Raw genomic sequence first — 17,413 nt, 5'->3', positions numbered from 1 at the left:
TGCCGCGAGACAAGCAGCCGGTAGAAGAAGGCGGCTACGCACTTCCGGCCCCCATCAAAAACAGGCTGCTGGGCGGGGTTTCTGGCATGGGAACGCTCCTCTGAAGACCTCGGCCGGAAGCCCAACGCGGGGCTTCGTGGCGGGATCTGCAGATTACCAATTTATATTGGTTCTGCCCAACTCTTTTTGGTTTCAGGCTGTACCGATGACCGACGGACCCGCAGCCAGTCCAAAGTGGGCCGCCTTTGCGCGGGAGCTCGGCCGCAATCTGCGTCGCATTCGGGTAGAGAAAGGGCTAACCCAAGAAAAGCTCGCCGAGCATGCAGGAATCTCGCTCTATGCATATCAGCAGTACGAGCGGGGTGCTTCGACCAAGGGTGGTGCACCCACCAACCCTCGTCTGGCCACCATGCTGGCCATCTGCGATGTGCTCGAGACGCCCATCCAGACGCTCCTGCCAGACCGGCCTCGTTAGTCCCCGAACCAGAAACCCCGACGGAATCCCGCATATGAGGCGCCATCGTCTGGTCTTTCACATGAGTGCCTCTTTGTCGCTGGGCTGCCACTGATCGCTGCAAGCTTGGCGAATTACCGATTCGGCCGGTCTTACAGCTGTGGGAAGCACTCCCGTGATGGTGTCTCGAGATGGAGACTCGATTCCCGACGGAATCGACAATTGCCTTGACATAGAGAACTTCGGACAGGAGGACTACGACCTAGACGGTATCGGCAATCCTTGCGACTCCACTAACGGAATCCCCACCGTCGATAAGCCAGGCGTTTCCGTGGTCGAAGAGGGCGGCGTCACCGCGCCAACAAGCCCGACACCTAGTGCAACTCCCGGCCCAGGAAACGTTATAACTTACCCGACTGGAGATCCCAACGCGACCGGGCCAAAGCTTGCGGCGACTGGTGGGGCGACGAATTGGATTGTTGTTGCCGGGGCCGTGTTGATGCTATTTGCCGGAGGCCTGATTTTCGTCACGCGCAGTCGCCGTCGAGTGTAGACGGCGACGGCGGGCTGTTTCCCCCAGGAGAGGCGCTACTTTTGCTCCGATGGTTTGCTCCACGATAAGGCGACCAACAGTTTGATCCGAGAAGCGCCAGATTGGATAGAGGTACTGGGACGGATTCAGAACCGCAACGATCCAGACTCGACCAGTGAGGTTGAGTACTTCGTGGCTGACGGTGGTCGTACCAGCTAGTACCGGCACGGTCCACCGCCTAAGTAGTCGCTGTTGAAAACTCCAACGAGCGACCGCAATTGCGTGATGGTCCTATTTGTCGAGTCGCTGAGCGTCGCCGCGTTCTGCCGCAGGTGACCCAATCAAAGTCGTCGGAAGACTAACTTGAGACGATCTTCGAGAGGTTGCGCCCATTTCCATACGTCATTTGTCCAGCCAATAGACAAGGCGACAGCTGCGGGGGATTTGGATCGCCTGGACGATGTCGTTGAACGTCTACGGGTTCAGGCCAGGCGTGATTAGCTCCCACAGGGCCTCCAGTTCCTCGTCCAACGCGGATTCGGATGAGCTGTCGACCAAGACAGTCACGACCCCGAATAAGCAATTAACGATCGTCCTGCTGGCGCGTTCCAGGTCGAGCGCAGCGCTTACGTCGCCGTCCTGCACGCCATCTAATAGGAACTGGATTAGCCTATTCGTCCACGCGGAATAGGGATTATTTTCTTCAGTGACGAGATGGAGTTCTTGGGAAAGGCGCATCGCGGCACGAACCCGAAGATCATGAACCATGATGGTCGCTACTCGAGATGCGGTCGCCTTCAGGCCCGAAATGCCACGGTGGCCACTTGAACGTATGGCCGCAACGATGACGGGCCATTCGTCGTACTTAGCAGATAGAAGAGAGTCTGCGAGACCCTGTTTCGAATTGAAGTGAAAGTAGAACGCACCTTTTGTCAGATGTGTGGCGGCGACAACCCGGTCTAACCGCGCACCGCTGAAGCCATATCGAGAGAACTCGATTGCGGCGGCGTCAAGAATCTTCTCGCGCGTCTCCGATGCTTGTTTCGCCCGGTCAGGCACGGCAACCTCTCTGGATGGGCTACCGGCACGCTGGAGCGGGCTTCTATCGGGACCCGTTGCACCAATCGGGGCAAATACATGTCGGAAGTATTATGTCACGACTTCGATGGCGGGGCGCGGCTCCACGGTACCGTGCCGATCAATAAGCCTTGCCGGACAGATTGCCAGGAAGAAGTCATTGTTCGCCCATTGACAGAACCTGAGGGATTCACATACTGAAAAGTATGCAGCGTGCTCGCAATTCAGGATGAGCTCGATGCAATCGGAATCAAACGAATGGGAGAACAAAATGAAAATCACGTCTGGTCTGATTGTTGAACACCGAGTTCGCTCGTTCCAGCCCGCCCTCGCGCGGTTTGGGTCGAACGGCATCACCGAACTGGGCGTCCTGGCCCCCGGCGGCTCCACGTGCAGCAGCGCAGGATCATCCTGTTCCTGCACATGCGCAGCGGTGAACGCTACGCCAGTGGCTGTCGCCGTCTAGGCAGACAACCATGGCTGATCCAGGAATTGCTAAAGCGACGATTTCAATCACCTCCTACCGCGTAGTCAGCCCCGGTCTCGAAGGCGTCGGACTGCGCTCCAACCAGTTCAAGGCCGACAACCTCGACTCGGGTCACTTTCCACGACCAGCGGAAGAGTTTCTCCTTTCGTCGCGGATTACGCGGTGGGACCGGGATTTCGCAATCTCAGTGAACGACTACTTTGGCGACCCCATGGTGGAGACGTACGGCAAGCTGGATCAGGACAGCTACTTGGAGGGAGAGATAGTCACTCTCCCTCCAAGTACAGCCGCGCACATGAGCGTGGACGACGCTGTACGGCAGCGCCGCACCAAGCGGTACTACACCGGAGATCCCCTCGAGATCGCAGATGTCACAGCCATGCTGCGCAACGCCGCAGCTGTTACGGGAGCCGCTGACGTAGATCTTTCGACAGGCGAGACGGTCCGTTATCACTATCGGGCCGTGCCGTCCGGTGGAGGCCTCTACCCTGTCCAGCTACATTTCGCGAGCACCAACGTCCGGGGGCTCGAGCGAGGCATCTACCGCTACTCCCCGCGACGAGACGTGCTGGTGCGTACCGGAGATGCAACGGCAGTAGGACGGTTGCTCGAGAGCATCTCCTCGCCTGAAGAGGACCTGAACGTCTCTGCCTCGGCTGGCATATTTCTGTTGATCGGGTACCCATGGCGAGCCATGAGAAAGTACGGCCCTCGTGGCCTTCGCTTCACCTTGCACGAATCGGGCGCTTTGTCCGAACATCTCCATCTGACGGCGACAGCGCTTGGTGTGGGAAGTGCCGACTACAGCAGTTTTTTTGACGATGAAGCGAACGAGGCTCTGGGGATAGACGGGGTAATCCAATCCCTGCTCCACATGGTCCTCGTTGGCATGCCATCTGAGTAGCACAACCATCGCTCATCCATATCGGTCATCTCATCCGGATGCCGACAGTGTTCGTTGAAAGGTAAGTCATGGCTTCATCGTCGAGTCTTCGTCTTGGTTCCGAATGGACTCTCGTCCCTCATTCAGCCGATGATGTCGAACTAAGAACAGGCGTCTGGAATTCGCAGGTGCTGAACCTCGCTGACGAGACTGGGCAGGGCAGCCTTTGGCCCATACTCAAGCGGTTGCGAGAGGGCGCTTCCGCGAAAGACATCGCTCGTGATCTGAAGGTTTCACGGCTCGAAGTCGACTCGCTAATCGATCAGCTCACAGGCCTCGGCGTCATGGAGGCCGGTCCCAGAAGCGCGATGGATGCGTTCGCTCAGGGAGCGGGTGCTGGCGTCCTGGAATTGGGTAACACCGACCAGCTCATGTTCTTCGGCGATAACAACGTCCACACGCGAATCCTCGGTGAGCTGTCCGGGGAATTGGAAGCCCACACCTCATTGGTGAAGAGCTCCGATGCATTGTTCACCAAATTTGAAATGCTGACCCACCAAAGTTTCGCTGACGGACTAAGCCTTGAACGCGTTCGAGAAGAATTTTCGTCGCTGAATGGCAGCCTCGTGGTCTTTGCGTTGGAACACAACAATCCGATCAAATTCCAACTCATGGATCTCCTGGCTCACGCTGTCGGGTTTAAGTGGATTCACGCGACTATTGATGGGCCATTCCTGTACGTCGGACCGACAGTTGTGCCGGGAAGAACAGCCAACTACCGCAGTTTTGAAACTCGTGTCGCGATGAATCTGCGAGAGTCTGAGTCCTACTTGAAATACAAGACCGCACTCGTTGACAACTCGGTCGTTCACGGGGTGTCGGAGCTTCATAAACCGGTGGTGGGCCTTCTGTCCGCCCATGTGGCACTCGAGCTTACAAACTGGATATTGACGGGGACCAACTTCACGACGAACAAGGTACTTGGGATCTACCTGCCCACTATGGAGATCGCGTACCACGAGATTTTCAGGTTGCCGAATGAAGGCGTCGCCGGAACTCTGCAGAACAGGGATGCGCCAGATCTCTACTTCGACGTCCGCGAATGGTTCGGCCGGAACTCGGAGTCACGATAATGCGCGTAGCGATCGATCGTAATCCGACAGATGTCACCGACAACTACCGAAAGCGAATGTATAGCCCTCTTTGTGGCATCGTCACGTCGGTCGGCTATTCACTGAGGTCCAGGACTGGGCCGCGCGTATTTGTAGCCGGCGGCGAACTGACTGGAGTCCACGAGCTTCTTCATCAAGAGCCGCCCAAGGCCGGCAGCTACCACATTGGCGGCTCCGGCGTGCATCCTTTCGAACCGGAGATTCGGGTCTACGCGGAAGCCGCCGAACGATACTCCAGCGCCGTTGCCTTGCTGCACAGTAAATTCTCCACGCGTTGGACCTCCTATTCCGCGCTAGTGAGTGAGGGGGAGCCGGTTCTTGATGAAGCTCTCCTTACACTCCGTCCACCCGGTGCCGTGGGCGGCCCATATGACTCCTTCAATCGCGACGCTCCTATGACATGGGTCCTCGTTCCTCGGGTGAAGGGGCTTCCGGCATCCATGTGGATACCGTCGCAGTTGTTTTTCGTCGGATACACACCGCGGAGAGAAGAGGGGGAGCCTTGGCTGCAAGCAGCAGTGACCACAGGAACGGCCGTGCACACGTCCTATCCGAGAGCCATCGCTGCGGCTGCATACGAGATAATTCAGGTCGATGCCACCATGGGTCACTGGTACGGCACCTCCGACGCTGTTCGCATCGGATTCGATAGCCGCACGACACGTATCGAATCGCTCCTGGCGAAGCACACCGATCGGCGAGGGTACAAGTTCGACTTCTATTTCATTCCTAGTCCGGATCTGCCTTCCTTCAGTGTCGCCTGCGTAATCGCAGAGGCGCAGGGTAGAGCACCCGTCGTGTCAATCGGTCTTGGTGCAGATTCGTCGCTCGAACGGGCGATGTACAAGGCTTTTCTCGAGGGGTCGGGCGTCCGCACTCTGGCCGAGTGGGGACTAATCAGTCACCAGCTGGACTCTCCGAACGAAGAACTTGATCCGGCATTGATGTTTGATCTTGATTCGAATGTCAGCTACTACGCGGCGCCGGGGAAGGGCGAGTCAGTTCTAGCGCGGTTCTCGTCCGCAAACACAGTTCCCGCAAGCACGCTACCGGCGGACCTTGATCTTGATGAAGAGGCACTCGCTCTACACCTTCTCGATTCTTTCGTCGCCTCCGGCAAAGATATCTTCTGCGCCGATATCACTCCGATCGACATCGCGGAGATCGGATTCAAAGCCGTTCGACTGTGGTGCCCGCAAACCCTTGCGCTGTGCCTGCCAAGCGCGCCCGCCGTGTCCCATCCACGATTCTTGGATTACGGAGGATTTACCCACTCCGAACCTCACCCATATCCATGACCGATCCTCTGGGGGCGACCGCGCTGTATGTCGCGGTGGTCGTCGTTGTCATGTCGCTCGGGACTGTGACGCTCACCACCTCGGTCGCACGCCTTGTGCCGGGCAGATGGCGAGTTCAAGTCAACACGATCTACACGCTGGTTACTCTTCTGTTCGCCGTCGCAGGGTGCGCGCTCTGGCCAGCTACCCTTCAGGTCGCGAAGAACCCCATCGCGGTTGCATTGTCGGTTCTCACCGGAGCCATCCTCGTGGTGCCTGTCACCAAAATCGACTCTGCAATCTCAAGGCGATTAGCCGTAAAGGTGCAACAGCAATTGGGGAGAACCTCATCGGCCCAACGCGGACTTCCTGCTCAGAGGCGACGAGTCTCCGTCACACCTGCGGGAGTCGCGAATCAGCGTCCAGGTCCTGGAGCGAGCAGTAGTGGGCAAAAGACCCAATTTCAACGCACCAGAGCGGCAGGCGGCAGATTTTCTACTCTCTTTTGGTTGATGGCCGTCGCAGTCGCAGAAGAGCTGTTCTTCAGGGGAGCGATGGTGGGTTGGGCGCAGTCACTTGGGAGCGAGGCGGCGACTATTGCGGGTTACGTGTGGCTAACTGTCGCCTTTTTGCTACTCCATAGCGGATTCGGCTGGGGTCAGGTAGTTGCGAAGATCCCGCTCGCCGTTGGGACACTCGCTTGTTGCCTCGCCTTCCAATCGGTGTGGGGCGCGATCGTCCTTCATGGTCTATTCAATTTCTGGTATTGGCGACGTCAAAGCTGGCTTGCTTCCTCGCCCGTCGGGACGGTTACGACATCATGACACCAGGCCTCCATTCGGTAGTGAGTATCGGCACTGTCCTCATCGTCTTCTTCGGTTATTACTATTTCGCGAAGGCCGGACTGTTCCGGCTGTCACATTTCTTCGCATCGCGCTTCCCCCGATGGGGGCGAGGCCGCCCTGTCCTCCAATCGTCGGCCATATACGAGATCGTCCTCGTCGTGGCCAGCCATGTGGTGCTCGTCATCGGACTCTATGCGTTGGCGGGCTCGCTGGGCTTTTCTGTCCCGGGCTTGCTCGTCAGTGATTTGACGCTCCTTCTGCTGCCGTTAGGAGCGGTGCTCGGTGTTGCCCAGATGACGGCTTCTATCTACATTTGCCAGCTCATTATCACCGGGATAGCAGCGACACAACGTCGCGCGGCAGCCGCTAAGCCGTCTGGTCGTGCGAGGCCGGCGATGGCCTCGCAAATCTCGCCGGAGCTGTGGACCGATTACAGCCGAGCTGGCTGGATGAGGCACCACCTCGTCGCGGAGTCCACCATTCCGCGCGCCTTGTCGGTTCTGCTCACCACTACGCAGGTTGCCTGCGAAGAGGTGGTCTTTCGAGGGATCATTCCCGCGGTGCTGCCGTTCGCAGGGCTGTGGATATCAGGTGCATTGTTCGTTGTGATGCAGATGTTCTTCATGCCGAATTGGCGTTCCGCAATGTTCCCGGTGGTGGGCGCCGTCCTTATGGCTGTCACGCATGGATTTCTCTTCTCCCACATACCCGAGCTATGGCCACTCATCGTTGCGCACGCGGTGAGCTTTTTTGCTGCCTCGAAGCGCTGAAGAGTGGCAATGAGATCCTTGACTGACTCGCAGGTAAGCGTATAGTTATACATATAGTTATACGAAAGGAGCGAGAAGATGCCAACTAAAACCGTGTATTTGTCCGCCGAGGACTTGGCCTTTATTGACGCGAATGCAGAGATCCTCGGAGACAACCTGTCGGCCGCGCTGATGGAGGGATTGCGCCTTCTGGCGGATCGCCGGGAAGCGCAAAGCGCAGGATTCGAAGAGGTGAAATTTAACGTCGGAGAAAGGGGGAGGCCGCAGATGAAGTCTTTTAAGGGGAGACTGTTGGCCCGAGTTCGCGAACTCGAAGAAGACGGCAAAGTAACGATTGCTCGAAGGATCTACGCGACACCCAAGCACGCCTATGTATATGTAGAACGCCGCTCAGTGAACTGGGACTACTGGACGAAAGCGGGTGACAACGATGTGTTTGATCTAGCGGCGGTCGAGGAGAAGCGTGTGTTCGAGGTGTCGGACACCTTGGAGGCTCTGGTCGCGATCGCTGGATCGGACCTCGTCAACGCTGCGCTCTCGGCCGAAGCCGATGCAGACAAATCCCTCGTCGAATACCTCGATATCTGATGTCTACGCGATCAGCGCCCGCCGGGGAGCGCGGCGGAAACCCGATCATTTCGGTTGACGAGGTCTCCTGCGGCTACTTCTACAAAGGTCGACGAATCCCTGCACTGAATGAGATGTCGTTTGATATCCGAGAGGGTGATTTCGCCGGGCTGTTTGGAGTCAACGGTGCGGGGAAAACGACCATAACGAAGATTCTGACCGGGCTTCTGCGCCCCTCATCAGGAACAGTGACAGTGTCGGGTCATGACGTTTCAGATGGGCACCAAGCGAAAGAAATGCTCGGCTACGTCTCGCAACAGGGTTCACTTCTTGCAGGAATGACGGTCCGTGAGGAGCTTCAATTCCAGGGGCGTAGCTTCGGCCTTTCATCCGCAGCAGCAAAACTCGCAGCAGGAGATATTGCTCCGCTACTCGGGGTGCAGGACCTCCTGCCTCGGCCTACACAGTCGCTGTCAGGGGGCCAGAGGCGCCGCGTAGAGATCGCGCTCGCCATCGTCCATCGCCCGAAGATCCTGATCATGGATGAGCCAACTCTTGGCCTGGATCCTCAGACTAGGGAGGGTCTCTGGGAGACAATCCGATTCCTGCATGACGATCTCGGCACCACCATTCTGATGACTACGCACTATCTGGACGAAGCGGCAGGGCTTCTAGATCAGGTCGTCGTTATCGACCACGGTCGTGTTGCCGCCGAGGGGTCGCCGACCGAACTCATCAGATCGCACTCAAAGGGACAACTTAGCGTCATACTCTCATCGCCGACTGAACTAGTGAAGGCGCAAGGGATCGTGAAGAAGGTCGCCGATGTCGAGCCGCAGGTTGACGGTCACGAACTCCTCCTGGCGAGCGCTCGGCCGGAGGAGGATGCCGTGGCCGTCCTTCAGTTGCTTCGCGACGCGGGGATAGAAGTCCAGTCAATGTGGACCCGTCCAGCCGCGTTGAGCGAAGCGTTCTTCTCGATTACTGGCCGCAAGATTCTCGCCTGACCCAAGCATTGGAGAAACAGAAATGTCGTTCGCCAGCCAGTTCATGATGGTTTTTTCCAGATACTGCATGCTCGCCCTGCGCAACCCCTTCGTGATGCTTCTCTCGATGCTGCAACCGCTGCTGTACCTCTTCTTATTCGGGCCACTTCTGTCGGGTATTCGTTCCGTGGGAGTGGAAGCAGGGGGTAATAGCTATGACGTGTACGTGCCAGCCCTGGCTATTCAGCTGGCACTGTTTGGCGGCGCATTCACCGGACTGACTCTTCTCACCGAATTCAGACAAGGTGTTCTCGACCGTATGCTGGCGACACCCGTCTCCCGGGGGGCGCTGTTGGGAGGTCGGGTGCTCCGCGACGCCCTGCTCATCACCATACAAGCGGCAATTCTGATTGCTTGCTCGTTCTTGCTCGGAACATCGTTCACGCTGCTGGGGATAGTCCTGACGCTGGGACTGGTGCTCTTGACCAGCACTTCGTTGTCCTCTGTGTCCTATCTCATTGCTCTTATCACCAAGAGCGAGTCCAGTCTTTCTGCCGTGTTCAACGCAGCTCTATTGCCAGTGCTGCTGCTCTCCGGAACGATGCTTCCGATGACGCTGGCGCCTCAATGGCTGGCCTGGATCTCGCGCCTCGATCCGTTGTCATACATCGTTGATGGTGCGAGAGGGGCCTTCAACGGGAACGCTGGCGTCGTCTTGATCGGATACGCCGTGTCGTTGGTTCTCGGTGTGGTCACATTTCTGCTGGCGACCCGTCGCTTGGCGTTCGTGCCTTGATGGACCGCCGCCGCTTCCGCCGAGAACAGCGGTTCGTTCCCGGTGCACAGGTTCGCTGTTGCTTGAGCTGACGAAATAAGAGCGAGGCGGAAGATCGCATCCTCTCTATATAAAGGAGCTATTCAAATGACCAGTGTGCAAGCCCTGGGATCTCCGCCGCCGTTGAGCCATGGTTTTGATTCGGTGTTGGGGCCGTCTTCACGCAGGTATTTCGGGGCTGGATATCGTCAAGTTACCTACGCGATTGAGTTTTCAACCGAGGCGGTCAATTTGGATGTTCGACCTAGAGGCCTTCACGGAGTAGGTGCAGTCAGCTACCCGAGGAACTGGTCCGTGAAGGACAAGGGCGAACCGCAAGTAGCCCATCTGAGTTCGATCGATGCCATGGTGCTTGCTGTCACTATGTGTGAGGAATATCTCGTGGCCTACTTCGGCCTCTCAAACGAGTCGCTCGAGCAGGCAAGAATCGAGACCTTGAGCCTGCGCGCCGGCTCGAAACCACTTGAGGACATCTCGGCAGTGGCACTCTCGTTACTTCTCGTTCAGAACGACCCTGTCAGCGAGAGCTGCTGCGTTTCCACGTTCGAGATCGGCGTTGGTCCGCTCCATGTCATCGTGCAGATTCGGCATGAACCCCCTAGTCCGCGGTGGTTTCACGTAGACGAGGTGCGACCCCTTGAAGAGCGCTCATCAATCTATAGGCGTTTATTCCGCGAGACTTCGCACTCGTCCACACCTGACAGTTCATCGATTAGTGACGATTCGATTGCCTATCGGCATGACGTCGTCGTCCGTTCAGAGCAGGCGCCATCGGGGATAGAAGCCGCATCCTGGCCGAAAGCCACGTTCATAGACAGTCTTGTTCTAGCTGCGCAGATGGCTGAGGTGCTCATCTATTCGTCCGGCGGCACGTCGCGAGACGCGAGCGGAACCCTCTGGATGCGCCAGGTCTCGTTTGCCGTCACCTCCTCTTCAGACTTCATCGGCATGACCGACGCGGCGACCTTGCAACTGGTTCGAAGCCGAGACCTTGTGATGCCGGAAAGGACCTTCCGCAGTCTCGATGTGAAACTTGACTCTCTATTCGGCGTTCGCTTTCGCTCATCCTTGGCATACGAGGTTCGTTAACGTGACTTCGATTAGCCGGGGTACCGTGCGCCAACCTCAACTCTCTAAGCAGGACGAGCAATACTCCCGGGCCCATCGTTCCTTTTTCGCAATCGCCTTCGGTGGTTCTGCACAATCTGGGGTGGCGCAAAACCGCGTCCGCGCGTGGTGGGCTGTGCCGAGAGTTACTACCGATTCATGAACGATATAGAGCAGCCTGACGCAATCCGGAAAGCGCGACTGTCCGACGTTCCTCAGGCCGGGCTGATCGCTGGGTTCGCGTTCGGTCGACCGTCGCGGTTCTGGCGGCTTGTCGTGCCGGAGATGGTTATTACCGTTCTCATCTCATGGGCGAGATCGGAGCTGTATATGAGCAACGATCGCCAAACCACGGTAATCGTTGGCGAACGCCGCACATGGCGCGCGTTGCTCAGGTGGATACCGATAGTGGCTGCAGCAATTGCGTGCTTTCTGGGCGTTCCGATTCTTGTGGCGATCATTGTCTGGATGGTCTCCGGGGACCTACTTGCGGCTCTCGATGCGGGGCAATCCGTGAATCTCGTTATCAGCGCAGGCACGATCCTCGTGCTTGTTGTGGGGCTGGTCCTTCTACGTCGTGGATCCGAGGCGAGCAAGACACACTCTCGCCCGAAGGGCCGGTTTTGGGAAATCGCAAACCTCGCCACGGGGCATGACGACGGACTTCGCGCCCTACCGGCTGTACGGCATTTGATTCGCGAAGTGGTGCCAAGCGGGAGCGAGGTCTTGGTCGTGGCTCGAACGAAACAGACTCGACGACTCTATGTTGCGTTCGGCTTCGTAGCGAGGCCTGACTCGTACTGGGTGCTGACCCGCCGATGTTGACGAGTGCAGAGTACGCGCTTCCCGCGGGAAGCGATCACTCCCCGTCGCTAGTTGAGATCTGCATCTTCCTCGTAGGGGCGAAGTGCAAACCAATCGAGATCTTCAGGGAAGAAGAGAAGCTTGCCGCTCGTATTTGATTGCCGGAGCTTGCCCATGAACGCGAAGAAGCTGCCGGAGAGTTCATCAAGGTCTTCGAGATTTTTGTCGCTGAGCAGTTGCGCCAAATCTTCTGGCTTGATCAACACGCTGGGAGATTGCCGGCTGCCTGTGTTGAGCCAAGCGCCTCCGGCCTCGTTAGTTCGAGGGAAAAGGATGGTTCCCCAATACACGCGCAACCGGCCAATATCCCTCTCGGTGACGTCCCCCATGTGCTTACAGACCGTGCGCACAGCACCGCGGGAACCGTCGGAAAGGACGAGCATAGTGCGGCTGGTCAGGAATTTCTCTCGCAGTGCAAGCTGCCTCAGCAGCCTGTCCATATTCATCGATGACACACGCAGCTGTCGGCTACCTCTCCCCGTATAACGCACCGCCGTGCCGGTCCCAGGAGACGCATCCGGATCGTGGGAGACATGACGTACCGAGCGAGTTCGGTTGGCTTCAATTCGGAATTCGTCACCGGCATTGATCCGCTCGTCGGTCTCATCAAGCGCGGCATTACCTCCGTCTTCGGTTGACAGCGATGCAAGTTCGCAGTCTTCCCCGTGCGGGCGAGCACCGAAGCAGGCGCGGCGACCGTCGCGACTCTCGCGGCGGAAGTATGCGTCGGCATGGCACGCCGGACACTCAAGGTAGCCGCGCAGCTCATTTCGTTGGCGCGCGGGCATCGCCATAAACGCATCGGCCGACACTGGCGCACCCGAGGATCGGAGCAAGGCTTCGAACAACGCAGTACCTTTCAAGTTGGTCTGGATCGGGCGCGTAATGCAACCGCCGCGCCCGATCCAGAGATCGGCTATCCCCGAGGTGGGAACGGATCGTTGCTGTAGGTGCGCTCGTCTTCGATGGTGCCGTCGGCGCGGTGGATGATCAGTTGGCTCGGCTGGTTTGCCTTCGCAACCGTGACGCCGGCGTCGATCGCCGTCGCCTTCGAGAAGTGGTCCGAAAGGGTAGTGCCGCTGAGCGTCACCTTCCACATCGAGCCGTTGGGGGAGACGTGATACTGCTTGCGCGCCACTGTCACTTCTCCTTCCGAACGCCCTTGAAAGGGGCGCTGTCAGACTTGCCGTCCATGAAACGTCCCGTTGAGTCGTTGCGCTTGACGTAGGTGTTCGTCTTCGGGTTGAGCACCTGCGAGCGTCCGCGCACGGCGCCCTGGCGATACCCCTTTCCGGTGTTGCTGGCCATCGAGGCCTCCTTCTGTGATTGCAGGAGCGTTGCAGTTCCACAACGCGGTTCTACATTAGCACCGTGTTGCGCTACTGCAACACTGCTCCCTTGGGGGTACATTGGACTGACGATGGGAGTTACATGGCGGAGAGTGTCATCGATGTGGCCGGCTTAGCGAGGACTGTCGAGGCAAGAGTGACAGCAGACGGAATCTCTTGGCGGAAAGCTGCCGGGGAAATTGGGGTGAGCCCTTCGTTGCTCACCCGGCTGAAGCAGGGGCAGCGACCAGACCTCGAAGCATTTGCGCGGATTGTACGTTGGCTTCGTCACGGCGCCGATGAGTTCCTCATCGACCCGAGCGAGCTCGCGAATCGGCCCGATCCGGCGCTCGACTCGTCAATTAGCGCGTTGCTGCGTGCCCGAAAAGATCTCACCGACGAAGATCGCGAGTATTTGGAGAGCATCCTCCAAGCCGGAGTGAAGCACTTCCGCCAAACCCGTAGCGCCGGATAGGCGCACCGATGCGCCCCAAAGCGGCCCTCGCGCGCCTGGCCGCGGAAATCCGAGCTGACTACAATCTCTCGGCTTTCGATCCGTTCGATCCGATGGCCTGGTCGGAGGAGTGCTCGGTTCCCTTCATATCCGTGGACGATTTTGTGGTGGACCCCGCAGCCCGGCGGCGCTTCGTCGAGGAACGTCCTGAGGTCTGGTCAGCGGCTCTCTTGCGTGACGGGATGGCACACCTTGTCATCTACAATCCCGCCCACTCGTTCGAACGCACTCGTTCTAACTTGACCCACGAAGTCGCCCACTTCGAAGCCGAGCACGCGCTTTCAAGTGGCTGGATGACCGAGGACAATGGTTGCGGTGGTTCCTCAAAGTCTGACGAGACGGAAGCAGCTGAACTGGCTGGCGCTATCCTCGTTCCTGTAGAAGCGGCGAGGCAGCACGCCATTCGAGACGGTGACCCGATGGTGCTTGCGCGACGTTTCAGGGTGAGTCACGAAATGGCGCTGTGGCGAATGCGGTTATCTGGCGGCTATCTCATTCGAGACCGGGCGGCAGAGAAGCGTCGGCGCCGCAGCAGGTAGTTGTGACAAGAGGCTTGATGATGAATTCAACTTCATCGAAGTTGTTTATGGGGAGACCGCCGAACAAGGCGTGCAGACCGAATATTGCTTCGGAGTTGCCGTCCGGTGATGGCCATTACGCGCAGAAACCTTGGATCGTGTCGTCGCCCCTAGAGCTGCACGACTACGAGCCTCGAGGAGTTCACGAAGACGTGGTCATCGCCGGCTTTCTCCGTCGTCCATTCTCGAAACCCGACATCGGCCGCAGAGCCCATGCTAATTCGACCAGCTACAGGTGCAATGCCAACCCACACCTCGACCTCGTCGGACTGTATGAAACCGAGAAATGGGACGCTGCGTTCTGCGATGGGGTCGATGCCTGCTAGCTGTAGGAGGTCAACACGTTATTGACGCGTGAGGGTGTCGCAGATGCTGGCGGTTGTCCGCCGTGTGCGCCGTGGGGGCGGTGATAGTTGTAGTGCTGGTTCCATATCGTGAGTGCGGCGGCGCGCTCTGTTTCTGAGTGCCACGTGCGGGCGTAGAGGAACTCTTCGGCGAGGATGCGGTTGTAACGCTCGATTTTCCCGTTGTGACGCGGCGTGTACGGGGTGATTCGCTGGTGTCGACTCTCACCGACAGCTTCGGCGAAGGCGTTCGCACGATAGCAGGAGCCGTTGTCTGTCACGATGCGTTCGATCTGTGTGATGCCGTGGGCCGCGAGCCACGATCTTGCTCGGTCGAGGAATGCCACAGCCGTGACGGCTTTCTCGTCGGGCAGCGCCTCGGTGTGGGCGAGCCGGGAGTAGCCATCGATCGCGGAGTGGAGGAACACGTAGCCGGTCTTTGCGCCGCGCGTCTTCGCCCGGGCTACCTCTTTGGCCTTGACGCTGTTTTTGCCGTGCACGCGCCAGCCGCCCCCGTCAGGAATACGGCCGGTCTTTTTCACGTCGATGTGCACCATGTGACCTGGGCGGTTGGCGATGATCTTTCTTGCCTCACGGTTGTTCTCGCCGGTGGGGTCGATGAACTGTCGCCGGTTCAGCCCCAGCTGGGCCAGCAACCGCGTGATGGTGCGGCGTCCGACCGGTGTGCCGTCGTGGTGGAGCTCGAAAGCGATGCGGGATGCGGACCACTTGTGCTCGCGCCGCATCTGCTCGATCCGCATGACGAGCCGCCCCGGCGTAGCCGTTGGCTGCCGCGCCGGAGCGGACGAGCGATCGACCAGCCCGAGTTCACCGAACTGCTTGTACCGGTTCAGCCACTTGGAGGCGGTGGCGCGGGAGATGCCCATCTCAGCGGCGACGTGAGCGATCGGCCGCGTGCGACAGCGAATGATCAATCGCATGCGCCCTTCGGGAGTTAAGGGCGCGTTCGCGTGCGTCATGTGCGCGCCAGGTCCGCTGCTGCGCGGCTGAGGTTCTGGATCTGGTGCAGGGGCATGCTCGCGTCACGGTGGATGCGTATCCGTCGCATGCCGCTGGGGCCGTCTCCTTCGAGGAGGTCGTCGGGGTCTTCGAGTTCTGCGCCGCGATAGTAGAAGATGTTGATCCATTCTCGCGCCGCGTAGAGCTTGACCACGGCGTGTCCATGGAGGAAGAAGTAGGGGTGGCTCCACTTGATCGCTTCCTGGAACGGACCGCCTGCGCGAATCGCGGTGACGGCGGAAGTGAGCACCTCCGCCGGCCAGGGATGCGTAGCCTCGGCGAGGTATCGGTCGACGTCAGTGCCGGTCATGCGTCTTGGCTCAGGTGGACGCGGTTGCCTGCCACATCACGGAGCGTGACCGCGGTTCCCCACGGCTGCGACTCCGGTTGTCCTTCGAACTTGACCCCATGCGCCAGCATCGCTTCATAGTCTCTGCGGCAGTTGTCGGTCGCGATACTGAACATCGGCAGCGCGGCCGCCTGTCCACCTACAAGAGCCTTCTCCTCCTCGGTGGTCGCGAGATCGAGGTTGATCCCAAACCCAGGCTGCTCTGGGTAGCCGACGAGGACCCAGCGGTAGTCGCCGAGCCGCTTGTCTTCGAGCAGGCTCATGCCAAGCTTGCCGGTGTAGAAGCCGACCGCCTCATCGAGGTCGTTCACGAGGACTTTGAATAGCGGGATCGATGGCACGGGCAGCCTCCTCAAGTGCGGGGTGGTGATGAGTAGCGGACCCAGCCTCGCGTCACCCTGGGCCCTCAGTCTTGGACCAATGCGACGTTCCCATCCGGATCGGTCGTGTGCTGGAACTGCCTGCGATAGTCGCGTGGAGTCATCAGCGCGAACAAGGTGAAAGCGCGATTCATGTGCGGCTGGTCCGCGTACCCAGCCTCCGCCGCCACGCGGGCAAGCGGGAGATCTTGGTTTATGAGTAGGCGGCGGGCGCGTTCGAACCGGAGGCGTGCGATCATCTGCGCTGGCGTCGCATCCAACACCTGGCGGAAGTCGCGCTGAAGCTTGCGCTGCGAGGAGGTGCACTCCGCCGCGAGTTCCGCGACGGACAGCTTCGCGGCGTGGTCCGCGATCGCCCGTCCCGCCTCTCGGAGGGGGGTGGGACCGATCGTCCACGCCAGTAGGTGCGACAGCAGCACCCGGTTCAGCTCGTCCACCGGGTGCGCCGACGAGGCTGCGTCGCGGATGCCGGCGACAAGACCCGCGTCGAAGACGTCGTCTGCCGCTGCCCATTGTCGTCCGGCGAAGGCACTGACGTCCCCGAACGGGGCCAGGCCCCACCACGGGAACCTGACGCACCAGACTTGTATGGCGCCCTCGGCTGTCAGCACCAGCGGACGGTCGAGTGTCCCGATCGCGACACATGTCGGTAGCTTCACGCCCGCGTCCCTGTAGGGGGCGGCAAGCTGAACGACGAGCTCGACCGTGCCGTCAGGCATCACCGTCTCGACATCCTCATCGCCGTACGCCCGCTCGTATGTCCACGCGCACGTCACCCACTCGGACAAGCCGGGATGGAGCCGCTCCTCCCGATAGATAACCGAAGCCACCCAACCATCATCCCGTCCGACGAGCCGCGCGCCCGTCAACAACCTCCTGGCCAGCAACAGCTAGCCGGATCTCTTCGTCCGAGGCATCGGTCGGGATGAGTGCGTATCGATTGGCCATCAAAGAAGCATACGAGTTGGTCAAACTGGAGCGGTCAGGTCTCTGGCCCCGGTGTGGTGGTTTGCGGTCGCTCAGTTGCTCACGGATTTCGATCTG

Annotated in this window: 22 protein-coding genes; 14 read left to right on the top strand and 8 right to left on the bottom strand. The window is 59.1% G+C overall.

All coding sequences use genetic code 11. The features are described from left to right. Positions 1 to 205 precede the first annotated feature (205 nt). Positions 206 to 475 carry a helix-turn-helix domain-containing protein gene (locus tag AC3WLB_RS03305; RefSeq protein WP_492503246.1) on the top strand — a complete coding sequence of 90 codons (270 nt, stop codon included), beginning with the start codon at positions 206 to 208 and terminating at the stop codon, positions 473 to 475. A 157-nt stretch (positions 476 to 632) separates the two neighbouring features. Continuing rightward, on the top strand, positions 633 to 1,007 hold the full coding sequence (locus AC3WLB_RS03300; RefSeq protein WP_492503244.1) for an LAVTG motif-containing sortase-dependent surface protein: 375 nt from the start codon (positions 633 to 635) through the stop codon (positions 1,005 to 1,007). A gap of 453 nt (positions 1,008 to 1,460) precedes the next feature. Here the strand turns inward: AC3WLB_RS03300 and AC3WLB_RS03295 are convergent, their stop codons facing one another. Then, positions 1,461 to 2,045, bottom strand: coding sequence for a TetR family transcriptional regulator (locus tag AC3WLB_RS03295; protein WP_492503242.1), 585 nt, complete (start codon positions 2,043 to 2,045; stop codon positions 1,461 to 1,463). Positions 2,046 to 2,539: 494 nt separating this feature from the next. On the opposite strand from AC3WLB_RS03295, the gene AC3WLB_RS03290 reads away from it, so the two are divergent. From AC3WLB_RS03290 to AC3WLB_RS03245, 10 genes are all read left to right on the top strand, one after another. Continuing rightward, a complete protein-coding gene (locus AC3WLB_RS03290) occupies positions 2,540 to 3,454 on the top strand; it encodes a SagB/ThcOx family dehydrogenase (RefSeq protein WP_492503240.1) in 915 nt (304 codons plus the stop codon). A 68-nt stretch (positions 3,455 to 3,522) separates the two neighbouring features. Further along, positions 3,523 to 4,566, top strand: a complete 1,044-nt coding sequence (locus AC3WLB_RS03285) for a hypothetical protein (RefSeq protein WP_492503238.1) — start codon at positions 3,523 to 3,525, stop codon at positions 4,564 to 4,566. Continuing rightward, positions 4,566 to 5,903 (top strand): YcaO-like family protein, encoded by a 1,338-nt coding sequence (locus tag AC3WLB_RS03280; RefSeq protein ID WP_492503236.1) that lies wholly within the window; start codon positions 4,566 to 4,568, stop codon positions 5,901 to 5,903. The genes AC3WLB_RS03285 and AC3WLB_RS03280 overlap by 1 nt, the downstream gene beginning before the upstream one ends. Beyond that, complete coding sequence (locus tag AC3WLB_RS03275; protein ID WP_492503234.1) at positions 5,900 to 6,706, top strand: CPBP family intramembrane glutamic endopeptidase; 807 nt, start codon at positions 5,900 to 5,902, stop codon at positions 6,704 to 6,706. Before AC3WLB_RS03280 ends, AC3WLB_RS03275 begins: the two co-directional genes overlap by 4 nt. Further along, entirely contained in the window at positions 6,649 to 7,497 is an 849-nt protein-coding gene (locus AC3WLB_RS03270) for a CPBP family glutamic-type intramembrane protease (RefSeq protein ID WP_492503232.1), read from the top strand. The genes AC3WLB_RS03275 and AC3WLB_RS03270 overlap by 58 nt, the downstream gene beginning before the upstream one ends. Positions 7,498 to 7,575: 78 nt before the next feature. After that, positions 7,576 to 8,085: an EXLDI protein gene (locus AC3WLB_RS03265; protein WP_492503230.1), complete on the top strand. Its 510-nt coding sequence runs from the start codon at positions 7,576 to 7,578 to the stop codon at positions 8,083 to 8,085. Beyond that, positions 8,085 to 9,071 (top strand): ABC transporter ATP-binding protein, encoded by a 987-nt coding sequence (locus AC3WLB_RS03260; RefSeq protein WP_492503228.1) that lies wholly within the window; start codon positions 8,085 to 8,087, stop codon positions 9,069 to 9,071. Before AC3WLB_RS03265 ends, AC3WLB_RS03260 begins: the two co-directional genes overlap by 1 nt. A 22-nt stretch (positions 9,072 to 9,093) precedes the next feature. Beyond that, positions 9,094 to 9,846 (top strand): ABC transporter permease, encoded by a 753-nt coding sequence (locus AC3WLB_RS03255; RefSeq protein WP_492503226.1) that lies wholly within the window; start codon positions 9,094 to 9,096, stop codon positions 9,844 to 9,846. A 126-nt stretch (positions 9,847 to 9,972) separates the two neighbouring features. Then, the gene (locus AC3WLB_RS03250; RefSeq protein ID WP_492503224.1) at positions 9,973 to 10,974 is read left to right on the top strand and encodes an AvrD family protein; all 1,002 of its coding nucleotides are present in this window, start codon (positions 9,973 to 9,975) and stop codon (positions 10,972 to 10,974) included. A gap of 177 nt (positions 10,975 to 11,151) precedes the next feature. Further along, positions 11,152 to 11,817: a hypothetical protein gene (locus AC3WLB_RS03245; protein WP_492503222.1), complete on the top strand. Its 666-nt coding sequence runs from the start codon at positions 11,152 to 11,154 to the stop codon at positions 11,815 to 11,817. 47 nt (positions 11,818 to 11,864) lie between these two features. On the opposite strand, the gene AC3WLB_RS03240 is transcribed toward AC3WLB_RS03245, so the two are convergent. The 3 genes from AC3WLB_RS03240 to AC3WLB_RS03230 form a co-directional block, all read right to left on the bottom strand. Further along, entirely contained in the window at positions 11,865 to 12,668 is an 804-nt protein-coding gene (locus AC3WLB_RS03240) for a hypothetical protein (protein ID WP_492503220.1), read from the bottom strand. A gap of 104 nt (positions 12,669 to 12,772) precedes the next feature. Continuing rightward, positions 12,773 to 12,994 carry a DUF2188 domain-containing protein gene (locus AC3WLB_RS03235; RefSeq protein WP_492503218.1) on the bottom strand — a complete coding sequence of 74 codons (222 nt, stop codon included), beginning with the start codon at positions 12,992 to 12,994 and terminating at the stop codon, positions 12,773 to 12,775. 2 nt (positions 12,995 to 12,996) lie between these two features. Then, on the bottom strand, positions 12,997 to 13,164 hold the full coding sequence (locus tag AC3WLB_RS03230) for a hypothetical protein (RefSeq protein ID WP_492503216.1): 168 nt from the start codon (positions 13,162 to 13,164) through the stop codon (positions 12,997 to 12,999). Positions 13,165 to 13,287: 123 nt separating this feature from the next. Between AC3WLB_RS03230 and AC3WLB_RS03225 the strand changes: the two genes are divergently transcribed. Both AC3WLB_RS03225 and AC3WLB_RS03220 read left to right on the top strand, forming a co-directional pair. Continuing rightward, on the top strand, positions 13,288 to 13,659 hold the full coding sequence (locus tag AC3WLB_RS03225; protein ID WP_492503214.1) for a transcriptional regulator: 372 nt from the start codon (positions 13,288 to 13,290) through the stop codon (positions 13,657 to 13,659). An 8-nt stretch (positions 13,660 to 13,667) separates the two neighbouring features. Continuing rightward, on the top strand, positions 13,668 to 14,237 hold the full coding sequence (locus tag AC3WLB_RS03220) for an ImmA/IrrE family metallo-endopeptidase (RefSeq protein WP_492503212.1): 570 nt from the start codon (positions 13,668 to 13,670) through the stop codon (positions 14,235 to 14,237). 361 nt (positions 14,238 to 14,598) lie between these two features. On the opposite strand, the gene AC3WLB_RS03215 is transcribed toward AC3WLB_RS03220, so the two are convergent. The 4 genes from AC3WLB_RS03215 to AC3WLB_RS03200 all read right to left on the bottom strand — a co-directional run bounded on the left by AC3WLB_RS03215 (position 14,599) and on the right by AC3WLB_RS03200 (position 17,199). Next, positions 14,599 to 15,600 (bottom strand): IS481 family transposase, encoded by a 1,002-nt coding sequence (locus AC3WLB_RS03215; RefSeq protein ID WP_492503210.1) that lies wholly within the window; start codon positions 15,598 to 15,600, stop codon positions 14,599 to 14,601. Further along, complete coding sequence (locus AC3WLB_RS03210; RefSeq protein WP_492503209.1) at positions 15,597 to 15,950, bottom strand: DUF1801 domain-containing protein; 354 nt, start codon at positions 15,948 to 15,950, stop codon at positions 15,597 to 15,599. Before AC3WLB_RS03210 ends, AC3WLB_RS03215 begins: the two co-directional genes overlap by 4 nt. After that, entirely contained in the window at positions 15,947 to 16,330 is a 384-nt protein-coding gene (locus tag AC3WLB_RS03205) for a VOC family protein (RefSeq protein WP_492503207.1), read from the bottom strand. Before AC3WLB_RS03205 ends, AC3WLB_RS03210 begins: the two co-directional genes overlap by 4 nt. A gap of 65 nt (positions 16,331 to 16,395) precedes the next feature. After that, positions 16,396 to 17,199 (bottom strand): helix-turn-helix domain-containing protein, encoded by an 804-nt coding sequence (locus AC3WLB_RS03200; protein ID WP_492503206.1) that lies wholly within the window; start codon positions 17,197 to 17,199, stop codon positions 16,396 to 16,398. Positions 17,200 to 17,413 lie beyond the last annotated feature (214 nt).

This window comes from Herbiconiux sp. FW305-C-125, assembly GCF_058783455.1.
The sequence above is the reverse complement of the archived record's forward strand: the minus strand, read 5'-3'. Positions and strand labels throughout refer to the sequence as shown.

Coding starts and splice junctions, on each gene's coding strand:
- AC3WLB_RS03305 (WP_492503246.1), top strand. CDS start 206: ATGACCGACGGACCCGCAGCCAGTCCAAAGTGGGCCGCCTTTGCGCGG.
- AC3WLB_RS03300 (WP_492503244.1), top strand. CDS start 633: ATGGTGTCTCGAGATGGAGACTCGATTCCCGACGGAATCGACAATTGC.
- AC3WLB_RS03290 (WP_492503240.1), top strand. CDS start 2,540: ATGGCTGATCCAGGAATTGCTAAAGCGACGATTTCAATCACCTCCTAC.
- AC3WLB_RS03285 (WP_492503238.1), top strand. CDS start 3,523: ATGGCTTCATCGTCGAGTCTTCGTCTTGGTTCCGAATGGACTCTCGTC.
- AC3WLB_RS03280 (WP_492503236.1), top strand. CDS start 4,566: ATGCGCGTAGCGATCGATCGTAATCCGACAGATGTCACCGACAACTAC.
- AC3WLB_RS03275 (WP_492503234.1), top strand. CDS start 5,900: ATGACCGATCCTCTGGGGGCGACCGCGCTGTATGTCGCGGTGGTCGTC.
- AC3WLB_RS03265 (WP_492503230.1), top strand. CDS start 7,576: ATGCCAACTAAAACCGTGTATTTGTCCGCCGAGGACTTGGCCTTTATT.
- AC3WLB_RS03260 (WP_492503228.1), top strand. CDS start 8,085: ATGTCTACGCGATCAGCGCCCGCCGGGGAGCGCGGCGGAAACCCGATC.
- AC3WLB_RS03255 (WP_492503226.1), top strand. CDS start 9,094: ATGTCGTTCGCCAGCCAGTTCATGATGGTTTTTTCCAGATACTGCATG.
- AC3WLB_RS03250 (WP_492503224.1), top strand. CDS start 9,973: ATGACCAGTGTGCAAGCCCTGGGATCTCCGCCGCCGTTGAGCCATGGT.
- AC3WLB_RS03245 (WP_492503222.1), top strand. CDS start 11,152: ATGAACGATATAGAGCAGCCTGACGCAATCCGGAAAGCGCGACTGTCC.
- AC3WLB_RS03230 (WP_492503216.1), bottom strand. CDS start 13,164: ATGGCCAGCAACACCGGAAAGGGGTATCGCCAGGGCGCCGTGCGCGGA.
- AC3WLB_RS03225 (WP_492503214.1), top strand. CDS start 13,288: ATGGCGGAGAGTGTCATCGATGTGGCCGGCTTAGCGAGGACTGTCGAG.
- AC3WLB_RS03220 (WP_492503212.1), top strand. CDS start 13,668: ATGCGCCCCAAAGCGGCCCTCGCGCGCCTGGCCGCGGAAATCCGAGCT.
- AC3WLB_RS03215 (WP_492503210.1), bottom strand. CDS start 15,600: ATGACGCACGCGAACGCGCCCTTAACTCCCGAAGGGCGCATGCGATTG.
- AC3WLB_RS03210 (WP_492503209.1), bottom strand. CDS start 15,950: ATGACCGGCACTGACGTCGACCGATACCTCGCCGAGGCTACGCATCCC.